The sequence below is a fragment of the Streptomyces sp. NPDC085900 genome (assembly GCF_044540925.1).
Lineage (GTDB): Bacteria > Actinomycetota > Actinomycetes > Streptomycetales > Streptomycetaceae > Streptomyces > Streptomyces gilvifuscus.
On record NZ_JBITSP010000014.1, the window covers coordinates 111,217 to 133,981 of the forward strand.

Genomic DNA, 22,765 nt, shown 5'->3' on the forward strand with positions numbered 1-22,765 from the left:
GCAGGGAGGATCCCATGAGCACCGTAGACATCGTCCTGGCGGGCGCGCGCGGCCACGGCCGCTGGCACCTCGACAACATCCGGCGGCTCCAGGACAAGGGCATCGTCCGGCTGGCGGGCATCTGCGAGCTGACGCCGCTGAGCGCCGCCGAGATCCCCGACGGCCTCGGCACCCCCGAGCAGTCCGCCGACTTCGGCGCCCTCCTCGACTCCACCGGAGCCCGGATCGCGGTGATCTGCACGCCGATCCCGACGCACACGGAACTGGCGCTGGCCGCCGCGAACAGGGGCGTGCACGTGCTGCTGGAGAAGCCGCCCGCGCCGTCGTACGCCGAGTTCCGGCGGATGGCCGACGGGATCGCCGCGGCCGGGGTCGCCTGCCAGATCGGGTTCCAGTCGCTGGGCTCGCACGCCGTGCCGGCGATCCGCGAGATGATCGCCGAGGGCGCCGTCGGTGAGATCGTCGGGATCGGCGGGGCCGGCGCCTGGGCGCGCCCGGAGTCGTACTACCGCCGGGCGCCCTGGGCCGGGAAGCGGCGGCTGAACGGCATCGACGTCATCGACGGCGTGCTGACCAACCCGCTCGCCCACGCCGTCGCCACCGGCCTCGCGCTGAACGGCTCCCCGCGCGCCGAGGACGTCACCGGCGTCGAGCTGGAGCTGCTGCGCGCCAACGACATCGAGTCCGACGACACCTCCTGCGTCCGCGTCTCCACCGCGCAGGGCCGCCAGGTCACCGTCGCCGCGACCCTGTGCGCCGAGCACCCCGACGAGCCGTACGTCCTGATGCACGGCACCAGCGGCCGGATCACCTTCTGGTACAAGCAGGACCGCGTCCTGCTCCAGCGCGCGGACCACGGCCCCGAGGAGTACCAGTACGGCCGCACCGACCTGCTGGAGAACCTGGTCGACCACCTCACCGACGGCGACGACCTGCTGGTCACCCCCGACGCGACGGGCGCCTTCATGAAGGTCGTCGAGGCGATCCGGCTGGCCCCCGACCCCGCCCCGCTGCCGGCCGACGCCTGGCAGCTGCTCCCCGACGAGGAGCGCCGGGTCGTCCCCGGCATCGACGCCCTGGTCGCGGCCGCCGCCGACACCCTCGCCCTCTACTCCGAACTCGGCGCCGGCTGGGCCCCACCGAAAGAGGTGAGCACCTGATGACGACCAACGACTCGCCGGTCCTGCGCGTTTCGGGCCGCCCGGTCGGCCGCTACGTCACCCGGCCCGAACTCCCGGCCCGGCTCTCCCCGCGCCCCTATCTGCACCCCGTCACCACCCTGGCCGGCACGGCGGTCACCGAGCTCAGCCCCGCCGACCACACCCACCACCTCGGCGTCGGTGTCGCCGTTCCCGACGTCGAGGGGCACAACTTCTGGGGCGGCCGGACCTACGTGCGCGACCAGGGCCCCACCGAGCTGGACAACCACGGCGCCCAGCGCCACATCTCCTTCCAGCTGCGCGACCCCGACGGCTTCGTGGAGGAGCTGCGCTGGGTGGCCTCCGGGGCGGAGCTGCTGCGCGAGCGCCGCACCGTGGCGGCCACCGAACTCACCGCCGCCGCCTGGGCGTTGGACTTCACCTTCTCCCTCACCAACGTGACCTCGGGCCTGCTCTCCATCGGCAGCCCGGCCACCAACGGCCGCCCGGGCGCCGCGTACGGCGGTTTCTTCTGGCGGGCCCGCAAGGAGCGCGACGCGCCGCACGTCTTCACCTCCGACCGCGAGGGCGAGCCGGCGGTGCACGGCAGCCGCGCCGACTGGCTCGCCCTCGCGGGATCCACCTGGACCCTCGTCCTCGCCGGTGCCACGGAGGCCACCCGGCGCGACCCGTGGTTCGTGCGCACCGCCGAATACCCGGGCGTGGGCTCGTCGTTGGCGCACGAGGAGCGGCTTCCGATCGAGCCGGGCGACACCGTCGTACGCCGTGTGGTGACCGTCGTCGCCGACGGGCGGCTGGGCCGCGACGAGGCGGCGGCGCTGGTCCGCAAGGCGGTGAGCCAGTGACGACGTACACCAACCCGGTCCTGAACGCCGACTGGTCCGACCCGGACGTCCTGCGCGTCGGCGACGACTTCTACCTCACCGCCTCCAGCTTCGGCCGCGCCCCGGGTCTGCCCCTGCTGCACTCGCGCGACCTGGTCAACTGGACGCTGGTCGGCCACGCCCTCGAACGCCTGGAACCCGAGGCCGAGTTCAGGACGCCGCGCCACGACTGCGGCGTGTGGGCACCGGCGTTGAGGTACCACGACGAACGCTTCTGGATCTTCTGGGGCGACCCCGACCAGGGCGTCTTCCAGGTCAACGCCCCCGCGGTGCGCGGCCCCTGGACCCGCCCGCACCTGGTCAAGGCCGGGAAGGGGCTCATCGACCCCTGCCCGCTGTGGGACGAGGAGACGGGTGACGCCTATCTGGTGCACGCCTGGGCCAAGTCCCGTTCGGGGGTGAAGAACCGCCTCACGGGCCACCGGATGCACCCCGGCGGCACCGAGGTCCTGGACGAGGGCAAGGTGATCGTCGACGGGGACCGGATACCGGGCTGGTTCACGCTGGAAGGCCCCAAGCTCTACCAGCACGACGGCTGGTTCTGGATCCTGGCTCCCGCGGGCGGGGTGGAGACCGGCTGGCAGGGAGCCTTCCGTTCGCGCGGCTTCTTCGGGCCGTACGAGGAGAGGATCGTCCTGGAGCAGGGGGACACCGACGTCAACGGGCCGCACCAGGGCGGCTGGGTACGCACCGGGACCGGCGAGGACTGGTTCCTGCACTTCCAGCAGCGGGGCGCGTACGGCCGGGTCGTCCACCTGCAGCCGATGCGTTGGGGGAGCGACGGCTGGCCGGTGATCGGCGACGAGGGCGCCCCCGTCGCCCTGCACGAGGCACCCGGTCTGCCGCCGCAGCCGCCCGCGGCGCCCGCCACCGACGACGACTTCCCCGGCGGACGCTTCGGCCGCCAGTGGAGCTGGACCGCCAACCCGCGGGACGGCTGGGCCACCCAGCACTCCGGCGACGGCCTGCGGCTGACCTGCGTCCGCTCGGCCGACGCCCACGACCTGCGCAGACTCCCGAACGTCCTCACCCAGCGGCTGCCGGGCACCCCCTCGGCCGTCGAGGTGGAGCTGACCCTGCACGGCGAGGAGCCGGGGGCGCGGGCGGGGCTCGCGGTGCTCGGGGACGCGTTCGGCTGGATCGGGTTGCAGCGGGGCAGCGACGGGGCGGTGCACGTGGTGCACCGGTTCGCCGAGGCCGTCGCCGAGCGGGAACGGGACGCGGACCACCCGCGGCTCGCACCCGAGGGACGCGTGCGGCTGCGGATCGAGATCGGCGCGGGGGCGCGCTGCCGCTTCTCCTACGACACCGGGCAGGGCCCGCGTCCGTCCGGACCCGTCTTCTGCGCCACCCCGTGGCGCTGGGTCGGCGCCCTGCTGGGGCTGTTCGCCGTCGCGCCCGCCGCGGGACACGCCGGCGCGGCAACCTTCACGCGCTTCAGGATCGACCCCCTGTAACTCGCCGCACCGCCGCACAGCACCGCCGTACCGCTGAAACGCCGCACAGTGCACCTCCGTAGCAAGCGCTTGCCAAAAGTGGTGGCCCCACGGCCGGCACTGCCCCACAACCTCACATCTCCGTCGGAACCAGAAGAAGAGAGCCGACCAATGAAGAGCAGCATCCGCAGAAACAGGCGCGCCGCCCTCGCCGTCGCCCTGGGCTCCGTACTCGCCCTGACCGCCACCGCCTGTGGCGACGACGGCAGCGGCAGCGCGGGGGACAAGGGCAACGAGGGGTCCGGCAAGGGGGAGATCACCTTCTGGGACAACAACGGCGGTGTCCGCACCGACATCTGGAAGCAGATCATCTCCGACTTCGAGAAGAAGTACCCGAACATCAAGGTCGACTACGTCGGCATCCCCGCCGCGAGCGCCCAGTCCAAGTACGACACCGCCATCCAGGGCGGCGGCCTGCCCGACGTCGGCGGCGTCGGCACCGCGATGCTCGCCGAGGTGGCCGTCCAGGGCGCTCTGGAGCCGCTGGACAGCCGGCTGGCGAAGAGCTCGCTGAACGGCAGGCTCAGCCAGAACCTGCTGGAGAGCAGCAAGGCGGCGGGCGGCGGCGACCAGCTGTACCAGATCCCGACCTCGTCGAACAACGGCACGCTGTGGTACCGGACCGACCTGTTCGAGAAGGCCGGGCTGGACGCGCCGACGACGTGGGACAAGTTCTACACGGCGGCCGACAAGCTCACGAACAAGGGCAAGAACCGGTTCGGCTTCACCATCCGCGGCGGCGAGGGGTCCATCGCCCCGGCGCTGGACGCGGCGTACAGCCAGAGCGGCATCACCTCGTTCTGGAACGGCGACAAGACGACGGTCAACGACCCCAAGAACGTCGCCGCGCTGGAGAAGTACGTCGCCCTGTACAAGAAGGACACCCCGTCCGCCGACGTCAACAACGACTTCACCAAGATGGTCGCGCAGTGGGACAGCGGCACCATCGGCATGCTGAGCCACAACCTCGGCTCGTACCAGGACCATCTGAAGGCGCTGGGCGCGGACAAGTTCCGGGGCCTGCCCAACCCGACGCAGGCCGACGGCACGCGCGTGCAGATCTCCAACCCGGTCGACGGGCTGAGCCTGTTCAAGTCCAGCAAGAACAAGGCGGCCGCCTGGAAGTTCGTCGAGTTCGCCGTCTCGCACGAGGAGAACTCGAAGTTCAACCAGTCCGCCGGGCAGATCCCGGCGAACACGGACGCCGCCAAGGACGCGTGGATCCAGAAGGCCGAGCCCACGAAACTGGCGGCCGAGGCCCTCAACGGCGCCGGCACGAAGATCGTGCAGCTGCCGTACTACCTGCCGGACTGGAACACGATCTCCAAGGCCGACAACGAGCCGAACTTCCAGAAGGTGCTGCTCGGGAAGATGAGCGTGAAGGACTTCCTGAACACGCTGGCCGACCAGCTGAACAAGGCCCAGGCGGACTGGAAGCAGAACCACTGACTGATTCGGGTTCGGTTGCGGGGGACTGCGGGTCGGTCGTGGCTGGTCGCGCAGTTCCCCGCGCCCCTGGACGTGGGAAAGGTGAAGGGTCTTGTCGCTTACCCGTAGGCAGGTCACCGCGGCCGCTGTGGGTGTCGTTCCGCTCGTCGGGCGTTCCCCCGAGAACAAGCCGCGCACTCTCTACATCGCCGGTGATTCCACCGCCGCCCAGAAATACGCCGACGCGGCACCCGAGACGGGGTGGGGAATGGCGCTCCCCTTCTTTCTGCGGAAAGACGTCGTCGTCTCCAACCAGGCCGTGAACGGGCGCAGTTCGAAGAGTTTCGTGGACGAGGGACGGCTCGACGCCATTCTCGGCACGATACGGCCGCACGATCTGCTGGTCGTCCAGTTCGCGCACAACGACGAGAAGAGCGAGGACCCCACCCGGTACACGGAGCCCTGGACGACGTACCAGGACTACCTGCGGCAGTACGTCGAGGGCGCGCGGGCCCACAGGGCGCAACCCGTGCTGGCGACGCCCGTCGAGCGGCGCCGCTTCGACGCGAACGGCAACGCCGTGCCCACCCACGGCGACTACCCCGCGGCGATGCGGGCGCTCGCCCGGCAGGAGCGGGTGCCGCTGCTCGACATCGAGGCGCTGTCGCTGGCGTTGTGGCAGTCGCTCGGGGTCGAGGCGACGAAGACGTACTTCAACTGGACGGACACCGAGCAGGACAACACGCACTTCAACCCGCCGGGGGCCATCGCCGTGGCCCGGCTCGTGGCGCAGGAGCTGCTGCGCACCCGGGTGCTGGCCCGGCACGACGTCATCCGGCTGCACGAGTCCGTCCCCACCTCGTGGATCACCTGGCCACCCGCAAGCTGAGGAGAACCGCACAGTGCGTACACAGAAATGTCATGGACGTGTCATAACGACGGTCGTGGGCTGCACCGCCCTCGTGCTGGCGGTCACCGGGACCGCCCAGGCCGCCCACCGGCCCGCACCGGACCGGCAGGTGCTGCCCGCGAACGACGGCTGGGCCGCCGCCGGCACCGGCACCACCGGTGGCGCCGCCGCCGACGCCGCGCACGTCCACACCGTCACCGACTGGGCCGGATTCAAGGCCGCCCTGGCCGACGGCGGCAACCAACCGAAGATCATCAAGGTGAAGGGCACCATCGACGCGGACGGGCCCGGCTGCGCCTCCTTCGAGGCGCCGGGGTACGACTTCGACACCTATCTGAAGACCTACGACCCCGCCGTCTGGGGCCGCGACAAGAACCTGGACGGCGAGCCGGACGACAGCCCCGAGGGCCTGCGCCGTGCCTCACAGGCCGCTCAGGACGCCTACATCAAGGCGAACGTCCCGGCCAACACCACGATCATCGGCATCGGCAAGGACGCCGGTTTCAAGGGCGCCAGCCTGCAGATCAAGGGCGTCGACAACGTCATCGTCCGCAACCTGAGCCTGGAGAGCCCGCTCGACTGCTTCCCGCAGTGGGACCCCACCGACACCGCCGACGGCAACTGGAACTCCGAGTACGACAGCGCGGTCATCTACGGCTCCACCCACGTGTGGATGGACCACGACACCTTCACCGACGGCGCCCACCCGGACAGCACGCTGCCGTACTACTACGGCCGGATCTTCGAGCAGCACGACGGCGAGCTCGACATCGTCAAGGGCGCCGACTACGTCACCGCCTCCTGGAACGTCTTCGAGGACCACGACAAGACGATCCTCATCGGCAACAGCGACAGCGCCTCGACGGCCGCGGTGGACCGGGGGCATCTGAAGGTCACCTTCCACCACAACCTGTTCTCGAACCTCGTCGAGCGCGCGCCCCGGGTGCGGTTCGGCCAAGTGGACTCCTACAACAACCACTTCGTCGCGGGCGACGGCTACTCCTACAGCTACGGCATCGGCATGGAGTCCCAACTCGTCGCCGAACACAACGCGTTCACGCTGCCCGAAGGGGCCAAGGCCGGTTCGATCCTGAAGAAGTGGAAGGAGGCCCCGCTGACCGCCGACGACAACTACGTCAACGGTGAGCTCACCGACCTGATCGCCGTCCACAACGCCCAAGTACCCACGGAGATCCTCCAGTCGGGCGCCGGCTGGACGCCCACCCTGCGCACGAGGGTCGACCCGGCCAGGGCCGTCCCCGGGATCGTCGACCACTGCGCCGGCGCGGGCAAGCTGCGCTGACCCACCGGGCCGGGGCGCACCCCGCCCCGGTCCCCGTTCCCCAGAGCCGCACTGCGAAGGACCACTCTTATGCCCTCGCCGCAACTCCCCCTTTCCAGAAGAGGCTTCCTTCTCGCCGGTGCCGGGGCGGCCGCCTCGCTCGGCCTCGGCACCGCCCCCGCCCGAGCCGTCGCGCGGGCCTGCCCCTTCGGCCGGTACGGTTCGCCGGACCGCCGCCTGACCCCGCAGACCCTGTACGTCGACCCGCACGGACGGGGCGACTTCACCTCCGTCCAGGCCGCCGTGACCGCCGCGACCGGCAGCGGCCGGACGCTGGTCATCGCGCCCGGGACGTACCGGGAGACCGTCCTCCTCGACGCCACCCGCACGGAGGCCACCTGGCTCGGCGCCTCGGAGGACCCCCGGGACGTCGTGATCGTCTACGACCACGCCAACGGCACCCCCAAGCCCGGCGGCGGCACCTACGGCACCACCGGATCCGCCACCACCACCGTCCAGGGCGACGGCTTCACCGCCCGCTGGATCACCTTCGCCAACGACTGGCTGCGCGCCGACCACCCGGACATCACCGGCACCCAGGCGGTCGCCATCAAGGTGCAGGGCGACCGGAGTTCGTTCACCCACTGCCGCTTCCTCGGCCACCAGGACACCCTGTACGCCGACTCGATGGCGCTCGGCACCTTCGCCCGCCAGTACTACGCGCACTGCTACGTCGAGGGCGACGTCGACTTCGTCTTCGGGCGGGCCACGGCCGTCTACGACCGGTGCCACTTCCGCACCCTGAACCGCACCGACCTGGCGGCCGCCCCCTACGGCTTCGTCTTCGCGCCCTCCACGGCGGCCGCCGATCCGCACGGCTACCTGGTGACCGGGAGCCGGGTGAGCAGCGAGGCCCCGGACGGCTCGTACAAGCTGGCCCGACCCTGGGTGCCCGGCTCCGACACCACCGCCCGCCCGATGCTCACCGTCCGCGACACCCACCTCGGCCCCGGCATCGACGCGGCCGCGCCCTACGCAAACATGTCCGACACCTACCCGTGGCAGAACCAGCGGTTCGCCGAGTACCGCAACACCGGCCCCGGCGCCGTCGTCCTGGTCCCCGCCAGCCGCCCCCAACTCACCGACGAACAGGCCGCGTCGGCGACCCGCGAGGCCTACCTCGGCGACTGGACGCCCTGGAAGGAGGGCCGCTGAGATGCGCCGGCGCACCCTTCTGACCGGCATCGCCGCCGGCCTCGTGACCGCGGGCACCACGCCCGCCTTCGCCGGCGGCGGCCGGACCCTGCACGTCCGCCCCGGCGACAGCGTCCAGGCGGCCGTCGACGCGGTGGACGGACCCGGCCGGACCGTCGTCGTGCACCCGGGGACGTACCGCGAGGTCGTCGCCGTCCCCGCCGACAAGGCGGACCTGACGATCCGCGGGGCCACCGGCGACCCGCGCGACACCGTCATCGTCTTCGACCACGCCAACGGCACCAAGAAACCCGACGGCACCACCTACGGCACCGCGGGCTCCGCCACCTTCACCTCCGCGGCCCCCGGCCTGACCGTCCGCGACCTCACCCTCGCCAACGACTGGCTGCGCGCCGACCACCCCGACATCACCGGCACCCAGGCGGTGGCCGCCTGCACCTACGGCGACCGCACCCACTTCGACAACGTCCGGCTGCTCGCCCACCAGGACACCCTCTTCGTCGACACGACCGCGCTGGACGCCTTCGACCGGCAGTACTTCTCCCGCTGCCACATCGAGGGCGACGTCGACTTCGTCTTCGGGCGGGCGACGGCGGTGTTCGAGCGCTGCCACTTCCACGCGCTGGCGCGGGACGTCGCCTTCACCCCCAAGGGCATGGTCTTCGCCCCCTCCACCGCCCGCGCCAACCCGCACGGCATCCTCGCCGTCCGCTCCCGGATCACCTCCGGCGCGGAGGACGGGGCGTACAAGCTGGCACGGCCCTGGGTGCCGTCGTACGAGACGACCGCCTGGCCGTCCCTGGTCGTCCGGGACACCTGGATCGGGCCCGGCATCGATCCGGTCGCCCCCTACACCAACATGCGCGACGCCTATCCCTGGCAGTCCATGCGTTTCCACGAATACGCCGACTCCGGTCCCGGCGCGGCGATCACGGTGCCGGAGAACCGGCCCCAGCTCACCCCGGAAGAGGCCCGGGCGCATACAAGGCGGACCTACCTCGGCGACTGGCGTCCCCGTGTCCAGGGCTGAGCCGCCGAACCGCCGGACCTTCGTCACGGGGGCCGCCGCGGCGGCCCTCCTCGGCACGGCCCCGGGCACCGCCCGGGCCGCGGACCTCGTCGACGGCAACCTCCCCGACTTCCACCAGGCCCTCAAGGACGAGCTGAACTTCCCGCTCGCCTGGGGCACTTCGCCCCTCCGTGACTTCCGGGCCTGGCGGCGGGCCGCCCGCGCCACGGTCGAGGAGCACCTCCTCGTCCCACGGCAGGACGGGACGCCGTACGCACCCGACCACCGGGAGTCCTCCCGCGGCGACGGCTACGCACGCGAGCTGGTCACCCTCTCCCTCACCCGCTACGAGCGGGTCCGCGCCGCCCTGCTCACCCCGGACGGGCCCGGCCCGTTCCCCGCCGTGCTCCTGCTGCACGACCACGGCGCCCGGTTCGACATCGGCAAGGAGAAACTCGTCCGTCCCTGGTACGACGACACCCGGCTCGCCTCCGCCGAGGCGTGGGCGGAGAAGTACTTCAGCGGGCGGTTCGTCGGCGACGAACTGGCCCGCCGCGGCTATGTCGTGCTGTGCGCGGACGCGCTCGGCTGGGGCGACCGCGGGCCCCTCGCCTACGACCAGCAGCAGGCCCTCGCCTCCAACTTCTACAACCTCGGCTCCTCGCTCGCCGGACTCATGGCCCGCGAGGACGCCCGCGCCGCCCGGTTCCTGGCCGGTCTCGACCGGGTCGACGCCCGGCGCGTGGCCGCCGTCGGCTTCTCCATGGGCGGCTACCGGGCCTGGCAGACGGCCGCGCTCAGCGACGACATCGCGGCTAGCGCCGCCGTCTGCTGGATGACCGGCCTGAAGGAAATGATGGTGCCCGGCAACAACACGCTGCGCGGGCAGTCGTCGTACTACATGCTCCACCCCGGCCTCGCCCGGCACCTCGACATCCCCGACGTGGCGAGCATCGCCGCCCCCAGGCCGATGTTCTTCCTCGACGGCGAGCAGGATCCGCTGTTCCCCGCCGACGGCGTCCGGGCCGCCTACGCCAGGCTGCGCGCCGTGTGGGCCTCCCGCCACGCCGAGGAGCGGCTGCGCACCGAGACCTGGCCGGGCCTCGGCCACGTCTTCACACAGCCCATGCAGGACGAGGTCTTCGGCTGGCTCGACGCCGTCCTGTGAACCGTCCCCCACTCGCACGAGAAAAGGACCGCTCTCCATGTCTCGTCGTACCGCACTCGCCACCCTCGCCGCCCTCGTCCTGAGCGCGGGCCTCGCCGTCCTGCCCACCCGGGCGCAGGCCGCCACCCTGGTCGTCAGCAACTCCACCGACCTGTCCAACGCCATCAAGAACGCCACCGCAGGCACGGTCATCCAGGTACGCGGCGGCACCTACTACCCGACGGCCACCCTCCAGTCCACGGCCAACGGCACCTCCTCGTCGCCCATCACGCTCACCGCGTACGGCTCGGAGACCGTCAAGATCGACGGGTCCTCGCTGCCCTCGGGCTCCTGGATCTTCAAGCTGACCGCGGACTACTGGAACGTCTCCAGCATCACCTTCCAGAACTCCCCGGACAGCGCGGTGGTCTGCCAGTCCTGCACCGGCACCAACTGGAACAACGTCAAGACCATCAACGGCGGCGACTCCGGCTTCACCCTGACCGGCGACGGCACGGTCGCCAACACCGTGAAGAACCTGGACAGTTACGGCAACTACGACGCCGCCACCCACGGCCAGAACGCCGACGGCGTCGCCATCAAGTTCGGCTCCGGCACCGGCAACCTGGTCACCGGTGCGCGCCTGTACAACAACTCGGACGACGGCATCGACCTCTGGTCGTTCTCCTCGCCGGTCACCATCGAGCACACCTGGTCCTTCGGCAACGGCAAGAACCGCTGGGGCGACAGCGCCTTCGAGGGCAACGGCAACGGCTACAAGCTGGGCGGCAACGGGCCCACGGTCGCCCACGTGGTCAACAACTCCGCGGCCTGGGACAACGCCGGCAACGGCTTCACCGAGAACTCCAACACCGGCGCGATCGTCATCAACCGCACAACGGCCTACGCCAACGCCAAGTGGGGCTACTACTTCGCCACCGGCGCGGCGAAGCTCGGCAAGAACCTGGCCGTGAGCAACGCGGGCGGCTCGGTGAGCAAGGGCTCCTCGGTCACCTCGGCCGGCAACAACTGGGACTCCGGCATCTCCACCCCGGCCTTCAAGTCCACGGACGCGATGAGCGTCTACAACTCCCGCCAGTCCGACGGCTCCCTGCCCGCGACGACCTTCCTGACGACGGGGAGCTCCACCATCGGAGCGACGATGAACTGATCCGGAACCTGCCCGTCCGGGGCGCTTGACCCGTTTTTTGCCTCCGATCGAGGTATCGATCGGGCAACGGGTCTCGCGCCCGCGGGGGTGACGCGCGTAGAAACCTGTCATGCATAAGCCACTGCGTATCGCGGCGATCGCCGCAGCGTGTGCCCTCTCCGGCGGCGCCCTCTACGGCGCCGGTGCGGCGACGGCCGGACAGTCCACGGCCAACTCCACCCACGAGCCCTACAACATCGGGCTCCTGGTGAAGGACATCGACACCTACTACGGCACCACGGCGGACGCCAACGGCGTCTACCAGGCGTCCCCGGACAGCCCGTACGCCCAGGACCTGGCGCACATCGACGCCGCCGCCCACAAGTACATCGACCAGGCGGCCCGCAAGGCCCACCACCGCGGCGAGAAGCCGGCCGTCGTCTTCGACATCGACGACACGCTGCTGCTCAGCCTGGACTACGAGAAGCGCTACAACTACACCTACAACCCGACCACTTGGGCCGACTACGTGAACAGGGCGGACCGCCCGGGCGTCTTCGGCAGCGCCGAGCTGGTCCGCTACGCCGAGTCCAAGGGCGTCGAGGTCTTCTACAACTCCGGTCTGAGCGAGGCCCAGCGCACCGCCGCCGTCGAGAACCTGAAGAAGATCGGCGCCGATGTGAACCTCGACGCCGACCACATGTTCCTCAAGGACAAGGCCGACCCGCCGGCCTACCTGTCCTCCTGCGCCACGCCCGGCACCTGGACCTGCACGACCGTGCAGTACAAGTCCGGCACGCGCGAGCACATCGAGGACGACCTCGGGTACGACATCGTCGCCAACTTCGGCGACCAGTACTCGGACCTGGACGGCGGCTACGCCGACCGCACGTACAAGCTGCCGAACCCGACGTACTTCGTCAGCTAGTCCCTCACCGGCCTGATCGACTCCAGGGTCGGCACGACCGCCTGAAGGGTACCGTCCGCGGCGAACCACAGCCGGTCGACGGTCGTCTCCCGGTGCATGCCGTCGCCGCCGGGCCTTCCCGGCCCGGCGAGGGCGAACCGGTGGTAGACGATGTACCAGTCGTCGGTGCCGGGCACGTTCACCACGGAGTGGTGGCCGGTGCCGAGGATCCCGTACTCGGGACGCTTCGACAGGATCGTCCCCCGCTCGGTCCACGGGCCGAGCGGGGACGGTCCCGTCGCGTAGGCGACGTGGTAGTTCTCGCTGCGGGTGTCGTCCTCGGACCAGGTGAAGTAGTACGTGCCCTTCCGCTTGACCACGAAGGAACCCTCGCGGAAGCCGGCCGGGGTGATGTCCTTCACCTTCGCCGGGTCGTACGACGTCATGTCGTCGTTCAGCGGGACCACGTACCCGTGTCCGTTGCCCCAGTAGAGATACGACGTCCCGTCGTCGTCCGTGAAGACGGCCGGGTCGATCATCTGGCCCTGGAGCGAACCGCCCTTCGCCACCAGGGGTTTGCCGAGGGCGTCCTTGAACGGGCCGGCCGGGGAGTCGGCGACCGCGACGCCTATCTGCTGCTCGGCGCAGAAGTAGAAGTAGTACTTGCCGTCGCGCTCGGCGATCGCGGGCGCCCACGCGTACTTGTCCGCCCAGGAGACGTCCGGACCGAGGTCCAGCACGACGCCGTGGTCCTTCCAGTGGACCAGGTCGCGGGAGGAGTACGCCTTGAAACTCGTGCTGCCCCACCCCTGGTTGCCGTCCGTCGTCGGATAGATCCAGTACCGGCCGTCCAGATAGGCCACGTCCGGGTCGGCGTTCAGGCCGGGCAGGATCGGGCTCCGGGTGCGGACGGCCTCGACCGTCCAGGTGCGGCTCGTGCCGTCGGCGGCGGTCACGGTGTACGTCTGCGGGGTGCGGAAGTCGCGGTGCGCACCGGACTCGGGAGTGATGGTCGCGCCCTGGGCGACCGCGATCCTCGGCGCGAGGTGCGCGAGGTGCGCGAGGTCGGCGTCGGGCTCCATGGGCAGCACGACCTTCGACGCGCCGTCGGTGACGACGGCATACCCCTTCTGGTCCTTCGCCGTGGCGTCCATGACCGAGGTGGGGGTGCTCGGGTAGGCGGCCAGCAGCCGGTCGTACTCCTTCTGCGTCACCGGCATCACCGTGCCGTGCCTCGGGCTCGCGGGCAGCTGGTAGTTCTTCGACATCGTCCACTTGCCCGAGTCGAGGTCGGTGGTCTCGAACGGGACGTAGCCGCGCTCGCCGTACTCGTCGATGAACAGGTACCACTTCTTCTCGGTGTTGGACCGGAAGACCGTCGGCCCCTCGCCGCGGGCGATCGAGCCGCTGCCGATGCAGTCGGAGACGAAGTCGTACTTCGCCGACGTCAGGCTCGTCGACTTCTCCGCGGTGATGAACTTCGAGCAGGGGGAGTCGGAGGACGGGTTCCGCTCGTCCTTGGTGTAGCGGTAGTACGTGTCCCTGTACTTGATCACCGTCGAGTCGATCACCGAGTACCCCGGGTCGTCCCAGACCTTGGGCGCGCTGAAGGTGCGGAAGTCCTCGGTGGTCGCGTACATCATGCGGTTGTACTGGTCGCCGGTGTGCTCGGGGTCGTCGTCGGCGTACAGCTTCGACGCCCAGAAGACGACGTACTCGCCGAGCGAGTCGTCCCAGTAGGCCTCCGGCGCCCAGGTGTTGCCCGCGTTGTCGGGGGCCACCTTCACCAGCCGCTGGTCGGTCCAGTGGACCAGGTCGGTGGACTCCCAGATCATGATCGATTTGCTGCCGTGCCGTTGGACCTGGTCCCAACTGCCGCTGCTGTTCCGGTACATCCGCAGGTCGGTGGCGATGAGGTAGAACTTGTCGCCCTTGGGGGAGCGGATGACGAACGGGTCGCGCAGCCCCTTCTCGCCGATCGTCGACGTCAGCACCGGCTTGCCCTGGTTCAGCTCACGCCAGTGCAGCGGGTCGTTGCCCCGGCTCAGGGCGTAACGGATCTGTTCGCCGTCGGCGGTGCCCTCGCCCGTGAAGTAGGCGAAGAGATAGCCGGCGTACGCGGGGTGTTTCACGGGCGGGGCTCCTGAGTGGGCGGTACCGGGTGGTGCGGTGAACAGGCCGAGGAGGAGGGCGAGGCAGACGACGAGCACGGCTCTGGGGCGCATCGGCGATCCTGTCGGGGTGTGGGGGTTTCTGTTGGGTGTTGCGCGCCTTCGGAGTGTTCCCAGTGGGAAACAGCGCGTCAACCGGTAGGGATGGGCAGGACGCCGACGAAACTTTCGATGAACCCATGTTCGGACCGACGAACGCCCCGCCGGTCGTCACCGGCGGGGCGTTCCTGTCGCCGACGAGGGGGGCTCTGTCGGCGGCTGCTGACCGAGGGGGGCTCAGGTCAGCAGGTCCACTGAGGACGTCATACCGTCCTTCGTCCGTCCTTACGCACTACTAGGGACGTCGAAAGGGGAGGTGAGGTTGTGTCACCGTGGGCAACCGTGGCGCGCGGGCGTCATGAGCCGCCCGCGCCGCTCGTGTGCGCCGCGAAGTCGCCTCCCACAGCGCGCTGTTCGCCGTCGGCCGTCGCCCGGACCGTGTAGCCGTCGTCCCTGGCGTCCCGGCCGCCGCGCTGGTGGTTGTACTGAGCGGCGAACACCCACTCGCCCTCGGGGACCGTACGGCCCGCCTTGAGCGTCCAGGTGTACACCAGAGAGCCGTCCCGCTCGCCGACGGTGAAATCGAAGTCCTGTTCCGGCAGCGAGCGCCAGGCGCCCGCGTTGCTCACTCCACCGGTCTGCGCGACCTTCAACTGCACGGTGAGGGACGTGAGTCGGGCACTGGTCTTGAGGGTGACATTGCTCTGCGCCCAGAAGTCGTTGCTGTGCGGGTCCACCGAACCGTCCGACCACAGCGGGCCGTCGCTCTCGCCGCCGGCGGACGGCAGCACGGTGACGGAGGGCTTCGTCGGGGAGGGGGTGCCGCTCGGCCGATGGGTGCCGGGCGTTCGGCTCGGGGCCGGTTGCACCGGCGGTACGGGCGCCCGGCTCGTCGCGTCCGGCGACGGCGTGGGCGTCGGGGACACCGCTACCGTCTGCTGCTGCGGGGGAGTGTCGTCCTTCACCGCGGACGCCACCGCGTAACCGCCGACCGCGAGCATGCCCGCGACCGCCGTCGTGGCACCCACCACGCGTACCCAGCCCCACACCGGCGGCCGCGTCGCCCGGTGCCCGGCACGGTCCGCCTCGGGGCTCATGCCCCGCTCGATCCTCGCCAGCATGCGGGCCCGGTCGGGCTCGTGCGCCCCGGCCGCCTCGTGCAGCCGGGCGCGCAACTCGTCGTGCACGTCCTGCTGCCTCATCGCGCCGTTCCTCCGGTCTCGCCGCCGCGCGCCATCGCCGCGTGCACCTTCTGTGGGCCACCCCGGGAGCCGAGGACCTTCTGCAGTTCGGCCATCCCCTTGGACGTCTGGGACTTAACCGTACCCACGGAAACACCCAGGGCGAGCGCGGTGTCCTTCTCCGACAGGTCGAAGGCGTGCCGCAGCACCACGCACGCCCGTTTCCGGAACGGCAGCCTGCGCAGGGCCTCCTGGACGTCTATGACGCCCGCGACGTCGGGGTTCTCCGTCTTCTCCTCGCGCTGCGACCAGAACAGCGAGACGCGCCGGCGTTCGCGGACGGCGCTGCGGATGCGGGTGCGGGCGAGGTTGGCGACGACTCCGCGGGCATAGGCGACCGGGTGGTCCGCGGCGCGCACCCGGTCCCAGCGGTGCCACAGGGCGAGCAGCGCGTCGGCCGCCAGGTCGTCAGCGGCGTCGGCCTCGCCGGTCAGCAGGTGGGCGAGACGGGAGAGTTCGGCGTAGTGCCGTTCGAAGAAGTCATGGAACTCCACGGAGGCTGCGTCGTCGACGACAGTGCCCACGGGCGACCTCTCTGTGCGTGTCATGTGAATGACATGTGATCATCCGGAGTGCCCCGGTCGAGATCCGGAAGCGTAGCAGCGTTCGACTACCGGCCCTCGTACGGGTCTTCGAACATGGTGTGACGGGCCGGTCGATTCCGTAACACGGAGAAAACCTGAAACGCGTTCGACGCGGGAACAATCCAGCCAGCATCCGCACCCGTCCGATCAGGTACCGAGGAGCACCCGCCCATGTCCGACACGAAGGACCCTCAACAGGCCACCGACCGGCCGACCAGCGCGCCACCAGCGGCGAACGGCGTCGACCGGTTCTTCCGGATCTCCGAGCGGGGATCCGGCTTCGGCCGGGAGATACGCGGCGGCTTCGCCACGTTCTTCACCATGGCCTACATCCTTGTCCTGAATCCCATCATCCTCGGCAGCGCGAAGGACAAGTTCGGCCACCAGCTCGACACCGGCCAACTCGTCACCGCCACCGCCCTGGTGGCCTGCGTCATGACGATCATCATGGGCGTCGGCGGCAACCTCCCGCTCGCCATCGCGGCCGGCCTCGGCCTCAACGCCGTCGTGGCCTTCCAGCTGGCCCCGCTGATGAGCTGGCCCGACGCGATGGGTCTGGTCGTCCTCGAAGGCATCCTGATCTGCGTCCTGGTCCTCACCGGGCTTCGCGAAGCGATCATGAACGCGATCCCGCATCAGCTGAAGCAGGCCATCGGTGTCGGCATCGGCCTGTTCATCGCCTTCATCGGTTTCGTCGACGCCGGGTTCGTCAGCCGGATCCCGGACGCCGCGAACACCACCGTGCCGGTGCAGCTGGGCGCCGTGGGCCGGCTCACCGGCTGGCCCGTGCTGGTCTTCTGCCTCGGCGTGCTGCTCACCATCGCGCTGCTCGCGCGCAGGGTGAAGGGCGCGATCCTGATCAGCATCGTCACCATGACGGTCGTCGCGATCGTCATCAACGCCGTCGCCGACGTCAAGAGCTGGGGCCTGACCACCCCCAAGCTGCCGGACAAGATCGTCGCCGCCCCGGACTTCGGACTGATCGGCCACTTCAGCCTGTTCGGCGGCTTCGCGAAGGCCGGCATCCTCACCGCCGTACTGCTGGTCTTCACCCTGATCCTGTCGGACTTCTTCGACGCCATGGGCACCATCGTCGGCATCAGCGCGGAGGCCGGACTGCTGGACGAGAGGGGCCAGGTGCCGGGGATCGGGCGCGTGCTGTTCATCGACGGCGCGGCGGCCGTGGCCGGCGGCCTGGGCTCGGCCTCCTCCAACACCGCCTACATCGAGTCGGCGGCCGGCGTCGGCGAGGGGGCGCGCACCGGCTTCGCGAACCTGATCACCGGCGGTCTGTTCGGACTGGCGCTGTTCCTCACGCCGCTGCTGACCATCGTCCCGCTGCAGGCCGCGGCGCCCGCGCTGATCGCGGTCGGCTTCCTGATGATGACCCACGTCAAGCACATCGACTGGGACCGGTACGAGATCGCCATCCCGGCCTTCCTGACCATCGCCGTCATGCCGTTCACCTACTCCATCACCGACGGCATCGGCGCGGGCTTCCTCGCCTACGTCCTCATCAAGACGGTGCTGGGCAAGGCGCGGGACGTGCACTGGCTGCTGTGGGGGGTGTCGGCGCTGTTCCTGGTGTACTTCGCGATCGATCCGGTGGAGCAGATCCTCGGGGTCAAGTGAAGTGAGGGACGCTGCGCGGCCAGGTGCGGCTCCGTCGTGGCTGGTCGCGCAGTCCCGTCAGTTCTTCAACGCCGCCTGCATCATGGCCTTCGCGACCGGGGCGGCCAGCCCGTTGCCGCTGACCTCGGACCGCGCCGCGTCCGACTGCTCGACCACGACCGCCACGGCGACCTCCTTGCCGCCGGCCTTGCCGTAGGACGTGAACCAGGCGTAGGGCGTCTGGCTGTTGTTCTCGCCGTGCTGGGCCGTGCCCGTCTTGCCGCCGACCGTCACGCCGGAGATCTGGGCGTTGGTGCCGGTGCCCTTCTCCACGACCGTCTGCATGGCCGACTGCAGCTGCTCGGCGGTCGAGGAGCTGACGATCTCCTTGGTGCCGGCGCTGTCGTCGTAGTTCTTGAGCACGTCGCCGCCGCCGTCGGTGATCTGCGAGACCATGTGCGGCGAGACCAGCTTGCCGCCGTTGGCGATCGCGGCGGACACCATGGCCATCTGCAGCGGGGTGGCGGTGACGTCGTACTGGCCGATGCCGGTCAGGGCGGTGGAGGACTCGTTCATGTCGGACGGGTAGACGCTGGTGTACGCCCGCACCGGCACGTCCTGGCTGTCGTCGTTGAAGCCGAACTTCTCGGCCATCGCCCGCACCTTGTCCTGGCCCAGCTTGACGGCCATCTTCGCGAAGACGTTGTTGCAGGAGTACTCCAGCGCGGTGCGGATCGAGGCGTTCTCGCAGGGCGCGTTCGGGTTCTCGTTGGACAGGTCGCGGGTGGTGCCCGGCAGGGTGTACGGGTCGGGGCTGTCGGTCCTGGCGTCCACGGACGAGTACAGGCCGTCCTCCAGCGCGGCCGCCGCCACGACCAGCTTGAACGTCGAACCCGGCGGCAGCGGCTGGCGCAGCGCCCGGTTGGTCAGCGGCTTGTCCGGGTCGGCGTTGAGCTTCTTCCAGGCCGATGCCGCCGAGTTGGCGTCCGTCAGCGATGTCGGGTCGTACGACGGCGTGGAGACGACCGCGAGGATCTTCCCCGTCTTCGGGTCGATCGCGACGGCCGCGCCCTTCTTGGCGCCGAGCGCGTCGTACGCCGCCTTCTGCACGTCCGGGTCGATCGTCGTGACCACGTCACCGGGCTCGGCGCGCTTGTCGGTGACCGTGTCCATCACGGTCTTCAGCCGGTTGTCCGTGCCGTTGAGCAGGTCCTGGTAGATGCCCTCCAGCTGGGTGGGGGCGTACGCCTGCGAGGCGTAGCCCGTCACCGCCGCGTACAGCCTGCCGTCCTTGTACGTGCGCTTGTACGCGAGGTCGCCGCTCTTCGTCCGCGCCGAACCGGTGACCGAGCGTCCGGCCACGATGATGTTGCCGAGCGGCTCCGCGTACGTCTCGATCACGTTGCGCCGGTTGTACTTGTCGTCCGCTAGGGCCTTGCCGTCGTAGTACTGCACCCAGGTCGCCCTGATCAGCAGGGCGAACACGAGCAGCAGCACGAAGACGGAGGTCCGCCTGATCGTCTTGTTCATCGCGAACGTGAAGACGAGCGGGAAGGGGCGTGACGTTCCCTTCCCGCCGTTTTCTCATCGGGTGCTCATGAACCTCACGCCTCCAGGGTGAGCACGACCTCGTCGATCTCCTCGCCCCGGGCGTTCGCGAACCCCGTGGCCCGCGCCGTCAGCCGGAACCCGCACTTCTCCAGCACCCGCCGTGAGGCGGCGTTGTCCGCCGCGGCGCGCGCGTACAGCGGCCGCTCCGGCACCTCGGCCAGCAGCTCCCGCAGCGCGGCCGTGGCCACGCCCCGTCCCCAGTACGCCCGGTCCACCCAGTAGGTGACCTCGCGCTCGCCCGGATCCCCGTACACCGCCGCGCTGCCCACCACGTCACCGTCCACCAGGACCGTGCGCAGCACGTCCCCGCCGGCCCGGATACGTTTCCAGTGGGCGTCGAAGGCGTCCCGGTCGGCGGGGTCCTTCGGGGTGAAGGCGGCCATGTGCAGGGCCTCGGGGTCGTTCATCTGCCGAAAGAAGACGGGCAGATCACTGTCGTGCACTTCGCGCAGTACGACGTCCATGAACCCAGAGGCTAGGGGTCACAGCCGCCGGGTCGCCAGGGTGAGCCGGTCGCGGGCGTCGAACAGGGCGTCCTTGACCAGCTGTTCGTGCGCCGGTGTCAGCCGGGCCACCGGCACCGAGCAGCTGATCGCGTCGCGCGCCGGCGTGCGGTAGGGGATGGCGACACCGAAGCAGCGCAGGCCCAGCGTGTTCTCCTCGCGGTCGACGGCGAAGCCCTGCTCCCGCACCTGGTGCAGCTCCTCGATGAGCTTCTCCCGGTCGGTGATCGTGTTCTCGGTCAGGGCGGGCAGCGTCTCGGGGAGCATCTTGCGGACCTGCTCGTCGGAGTACGTGGCGAGGATCGCCTTGCCGAGCGAGGTGGAGTGCGCCGGGAGGCGGCGGCCGACCCGGGTGAAGGGCCGCAGGTAGTGCTGGGACTGGCGGGTGGCGAGGTACACGACGTTCGTGCCGTCCAGCCGCGCCAGGTGGATGGTCTCGGTGGTGTCGTCCGAGAGGCGGTCCAGTGTCGGGCGGGCCGCGGCGACCACCTCGTCGCCGTCGATGTACGAGGTGCCCACCAGCAGCGCCCGCACCCCGATGCCGTACCGCGTGCCCGTCGCGTCGGTCTCCACCCAGCCCAGCTCCACCAGCGTGCGCAGGAGCATGTAGAGGCTGGACTTGGGATATCCGACGGCCTCCTGGACCGATGCCAGGGAGTGCATGCCGGGGCTGCCGGCGAAGTACTCGAGCAATTCAACGGTTCGCACCGCGGACTTGACCTGCGCCCCGCCGCCTGTCTCGGCTGCCGCCATCGCCCCTGACCCCTTCGTTGGACGAGAAACCGAAGTTATAGTCTCCAACAGCATATTCATCATCAGAGACAGCGTTCAGTATATCGAACGACCCTGGTGAATGACCCTGATACACCTGGAGGGATCCGCGGTGGCAGCAGCACCAGTCTGGAGTGTCGACCCCCGAACCGGGAAGCAGCGTGAACAGGTTGCGGTGGAGGCCACAGCCCAGGAGGTCGACGCCGCCGTCCGCGCCGCCCACGCGGCACGCGCCTCCCTCGCCGACCGCGCCGTCCGCGCGGCCTTCCTGCGCACCGCCGCCGAGCAGCTGGAGTCGGCCAAGGACTGGCTCGTGGAGACCGCGGACGCGGAGACCGCGCTCGGCCCGGTCCGGCTCACCGGCGAGCTCGCCCGCACCTGCTTCCAGCTGCGGGCCTTCGCCGACATCGTCGACGAGGGCGCCTTCCTCGACGTGATCATCAACCACCCCGACGACACCGCGACGCCCCCGATCCCGGACCTGCGCCGCTACAAGGTGCCGCTGGGCGTGGTGGCCGTCTACTCGGCCTCCAACTTCCCCTTCGCCTTCTCCGTCGCCGGCGGCGACACCGCGAGCGCGCTCGGCGCGGGCTGCCCGGTCGTCGTCAAGGCCCACCCCGACCACCCGGCCCTGTCCGAGCTGGTCGCCAAGGTGCTGCGCCGGGCCGCCGCCGCGCACGGCATCCCCGACGGAGTCGTCGGCCTGGTGCACGGCTTCGAGGCGGGCATCGAGCTGGTCAGGCACCCACTGGTGTCGGCGGCCGGCTTCACCGGCTCCGTCAAGGGCGGCCGCGCCCTGTTCGACGCGGCGGCCGCGCGGCCGGTGCCGATCCCCTTCCACGGCGAGCTGGGCTCCCTGAACCCCGTCGTCGTCACGGAGGCCGCGGCCGCCGAACGCGCGGAGGCCATCGGCGCGGGCCTGGCCGGCTCCATGACCCTCGGCGTCGGGCAGTTCTGCGTGAAGCCGGGCCTGGTGCTGGCTCCGGCGAGCGCGGCCGGCGACCGCTTCCTGAAGTCGCTGACCGACGCCGTGAGCGACACGGACGCCGGGGTGCTCCTGGACCACCGCATGCGGGACAACTTCATCGCCGGGGTCGCCGAGCGCGCCGAGCTGCCGGACGTGGAGTCGCCGGTGACGCCCGGATCGGGCGGCGAGCACACGGTGAGCGCCGGCTTCCTGACCGTGGCGGCCGACAAGCTGACCGAGGAGGGCGCGTACGACCTGCTCCTGGAGGAGTGCTTCGGCCCGGTGACGGTCGTCGTCCGCTACGACGACGACGCCCAGGTCCAGGCCGTCCTCTCGCGCCTGCCCGGCAACCTCACGGCGACGGTTCACCTGTCGGCGGAGGAGGCCGCGGGCGAGGGACGCGGCGCGGAGATCCTGGCGGAGCTGACGCCGCTGGCCGGCCGCGTGCTGGTCAACGGCTGGCCGACGGGCGTCGCGGTGGCGCCGGCCCAGCACCACGGCGGACCGTACCCGGCGACCACCTCGACCTCGACGTCCGTCGGCGGTACGGCCATCGAGCGGTGGATGCGGCCGGTGGTGTACCAGGGGGCGCCCGAGGCGCTGCTTCCCCCCGAGCTGCGGGACGACAACCCGCTCGGTCTGCCGCGTCGGTTCAACGGCCGACTGGAACGGTGAACGG

The 22,765-nt window shown here is 70.4% G+C and carries 19 protein-coding genes; 13 read left to right on the plus strand and 6 right to left on the minus strand.

All coding sequences use genetic code 11. From position 1 onward, the window contains the following. Window positions 1–14: 14 nt before the first annotated feature. The 11 genes from ACIGDI_RS36725 to ACIGDI_RS36775 all read left to right on the plus strand — a co-directional run bounded on the left by ACIGDI_RS36725 (window position 15) and on the right by ACIGDI_RS36775 (window position 12,609). Complete coding sequence (locus tag ACIGDI_RS36725) at window positions 15–1,160, plus strand: Gfo/Idh/MocA family protein (RefSeq protein ID WP_399906154.1); 1,146 nt, start codon at window positions 15–17, stop codon at window positions 1,158–1,160. Then, complete coding sequence (locus ACIGDI_RS36730; RefSeq protein ID WP_399906157.1) at window positions 1,160–2,005, plus strand: PmoA family protein; 846 nt, start codon at window positions 1,160–1,162, stop codon at window positions 2,003–2,005. The genes ACIGDI_RS36725 and ACIGDI_RS36730 overlap by 1 nt, the downstream gene beginning before the upstream one ends. Continuing rightward, window positions 2,002–3,501, plus strand: a complete 1,500-nt coding sequence (locus tag ACIGDI_RS36735) for a family 43 glycosylhydrolase (RefSeq protein WP_399906160.1) — start codon at window positions 2,002–2,004, stop codon at window positions 3,499–3,501. The genes ACIGDI_RS36730 and ACIGDI_RS36735 overlap by 4 nt, the downstream gene beginning before the upstream one ends. Window positions 3,502–3,651: 150 nt before the next feature. Next, window positions 3,652–4,989 carry an ABC transporter substrate-binding protein gene (locus ACIGDI_RS36740; protein ID WP_399906163.1) on the plus strand — a complete coding sequence of 446 codons (1,338 nt, stop codon included), beginning with the start codon at window positions 3,652–3,654 and terminating at the stop codon, window positions 4,987–4,989. A gap of 91 nt (window positions 4,990–5,080) precedes the next feature. Beyond that, window positions 5,081–5,857: a rhamnogalacturonan acetylesterase gene (locus ACIGDI_RS36745; protein WP_399906166.1), complete on the plus strand. Its 777-nt coding sequence runs from the start codon at window positions 5,081–5,083 to the stop codon at window positions 5,855–5,857. A gap of 13 nt (window positions 5,858–5,870) precedes the next feature. Further along, window positions 5,871–7,181, plus strand: a complete 1,311-nt coding sequence (locus tag ACIGDI_RS36750) for a polysaccharide lyase family 1 protein (RefSeq protein ID WP_399906169.1) — start codon at window positions 5,871–5,873, stop codon at window positions 7,179–7,181. A 69-nt stretch (window positions 7,182–7,250) separates the two neighbouring features. After that, window positions 7,251–8,375 carry a pectinesterase family protein gene (locus ACIGDI_RS36755; protein ID WP_399906172.1) on the plus strand — a complete coding sequence of 375 codons (1,125 nt, stop codon included), beginning with the start codon at window positions 7,251–7,253 and terminating at the stop codon, window positions 8,373–8,375. Between the two features lies 1 nt (window position 8,376). Then, window positions 8,377–9,405 carry a pectinesterase family protein gene (locus ACIGDI_RS36760; protein WP_399906175.1) on the plus strand — a complete coding sequence of 343 codons (1,029 nt, stop codon included), beginning with the start codon at window positions 8,377–8,379 and terminating at the stop codon, window positions 9,403–9,405. Next, complete coding sequence (locus tag ACIGDI_RS36765; RefSeq protein WP_399906177.1) at window positions 9,392–10,552, plus strand: dienelactone hydrolase family protein; 1,161 nt, start codon at window positions 9,392–9,394, stop codon at window positions 10,550–10,552. The genes ACIGDI_RS36760 and ACIGDI_RS36765 overlap by 14 nt, the downstream gene beginning before the upstream one ends. A 37-nt stretch (window positions 10,553–10,589) precedes the next feature. Further along, on the plus strand, window positions 10,590–11,702 hold the full coding sequence (locus tag ACIGDI_RS36770; protein ID WP_399906180.1) for a chondroitinase-B domain-containing protein: 1,113 nt from the start codon (window positions 10,590–10,592) through the stop codon (window positions 11,700–11,702). Window positions 11,703–11,811: 109 nt separating this feature from the next. Next, window positions 11,812–12,609 carry an HAD family acid phosphatase gene (locus ACIGDI_RS36775; protein ID WP_399906183.1) on the plus strand — a complete coding sequence of 266 codons (798 nt, stop codon included), beginning with the start codon at window positions 11,812–11,814 and terminating at the stop codon, window positions 12,607–12,609. Here the strand turns inward: ACIGDI_RS36775 and ACIGDI_RS36780 are convergent. From ACIGDI_RS36780 to ACIGDI_RS36790, 3 genes are all read right to left on the minus strand, one after another. Beyond that, the gene (locus ACIGDI_RS36780; protein WP_399906186.1) at window positions 12,606–14,813 is read right to left on the minus strand and encodes a family 43 glycosylhydrolase; all 2,208 of its coding nucleotides are present in this window, start codon (window positions 14,811–14,813) and stop codon (window positions 12,606–12,608) included. The genes ACIGDI_RS36775 and ACIGDI_RS36780 overlap by 4 nt on opposite strands. A gap of 341 nt (window positions 14,814–15,154) precedes the next feature. Beyond that, a complete protein-coding gene (locus ACIGDI_RS36785) occupies window positions 15,155–16,000 on the minus strand; it encodes a hypothetical protein (RefSeq protein ID WP_399906187.1) in 846 nt (281 codons plus the stop codon). Continuing rightward, a complete protein-coding gene (locus ACIGDI_RS36790; RefSeq protein ID WP_399906190.1) occupies window positions 15,997–16,563 on the minus strand; it encodes a SigE family RNA polymerase sigma factor in 567 nt (188 codons plus the stop codon). The genes ACIGDI_RS36785 and ACIGDI_RS36790 overlap by 4 nt, the downstream gene beginning before the upstream one ends. Window positions 16,564–16,794: 231 nt before the next feature. On the opposite strand from ACIGDI_RS36790, the gene ACIGDI_RS36795 reads away from it, so the two are divergent. Then, the gene (locus tag ACIGDI_RS36795) at window positions 16,795–18,255 is read left to right on the plus strand and encodes an NCS2 family permease (protein ID WP_399906193.1); all 1,461 of its coding nucleotides are present in this window, start codon (window positions 16,795–16,797) and stop codon (window positions 18,253–18,255) included. Between the two features lie 57 nt (window positions 18,256–18,312). On the opposite strand, the gene ACIGDI_RS36800 is transcribed toward ACIGDI_RS36795, so the two are convergent. From ACIGDI_RS36800 to ACIGDI_RS36810, 3 genes are all read right to left on the minus strand, one after another. Beyond that, complete coding sequence (locus ACIGDI_RS36800; RefSeq protein ID WP_399906196.1) at window positions 18,313–19,764, minus strand: peptidoglycan D,D-transpeptidase FtsI family protein; 1,452 nt, start codon at window positions 19,762–19,764, stop codon at window positions 18,313–18,315. Between the two features lie 74 nt (window positions 19,765–19,838). Continuing rightward, complete coding sequence (locus ACIGDI_RS36805; protein ID WP_399906199.1) at window positions 19,839–20,309, minus strand: GNAT family N-acetyltransferase; 471 nt, start codon at window positions 20,307–20,309, stop codon at window positions 19,839–19,841. A gap of 18 nt (window positions 20,310–20,327) precedes the next feature. After that, a complete protein-coding gene (locus tag ACIGDI_RS36810) occupies window positions 20,328–21,101 on the minus strand; it encodes an IclR family transcriptional regulator (RefSeq protein ID WP_200700460.1) in 774 nt (257 codons plus the stop codon). 130 nt (window positions 21,102–21,231) lie between these two features. Here ACIGDI_RS36810 and ACIGDI_RS36815 point away from each other — a divergent pair, with 130 nt between their 5' ends. Beyond that, complete coding sequence (locus ACIGDI_RS36815) at window positions 21,232–22,761, plus strand: aldehyde dehydrogenase (NADP(+)) (protein WP_399906202.1); 1,530 nt, start codon at window positions 21,232–21,234, stop codon at window positions 22,759–22,761. Window positions 22,762–22,765: the final 4 nt, after the last annotated feature.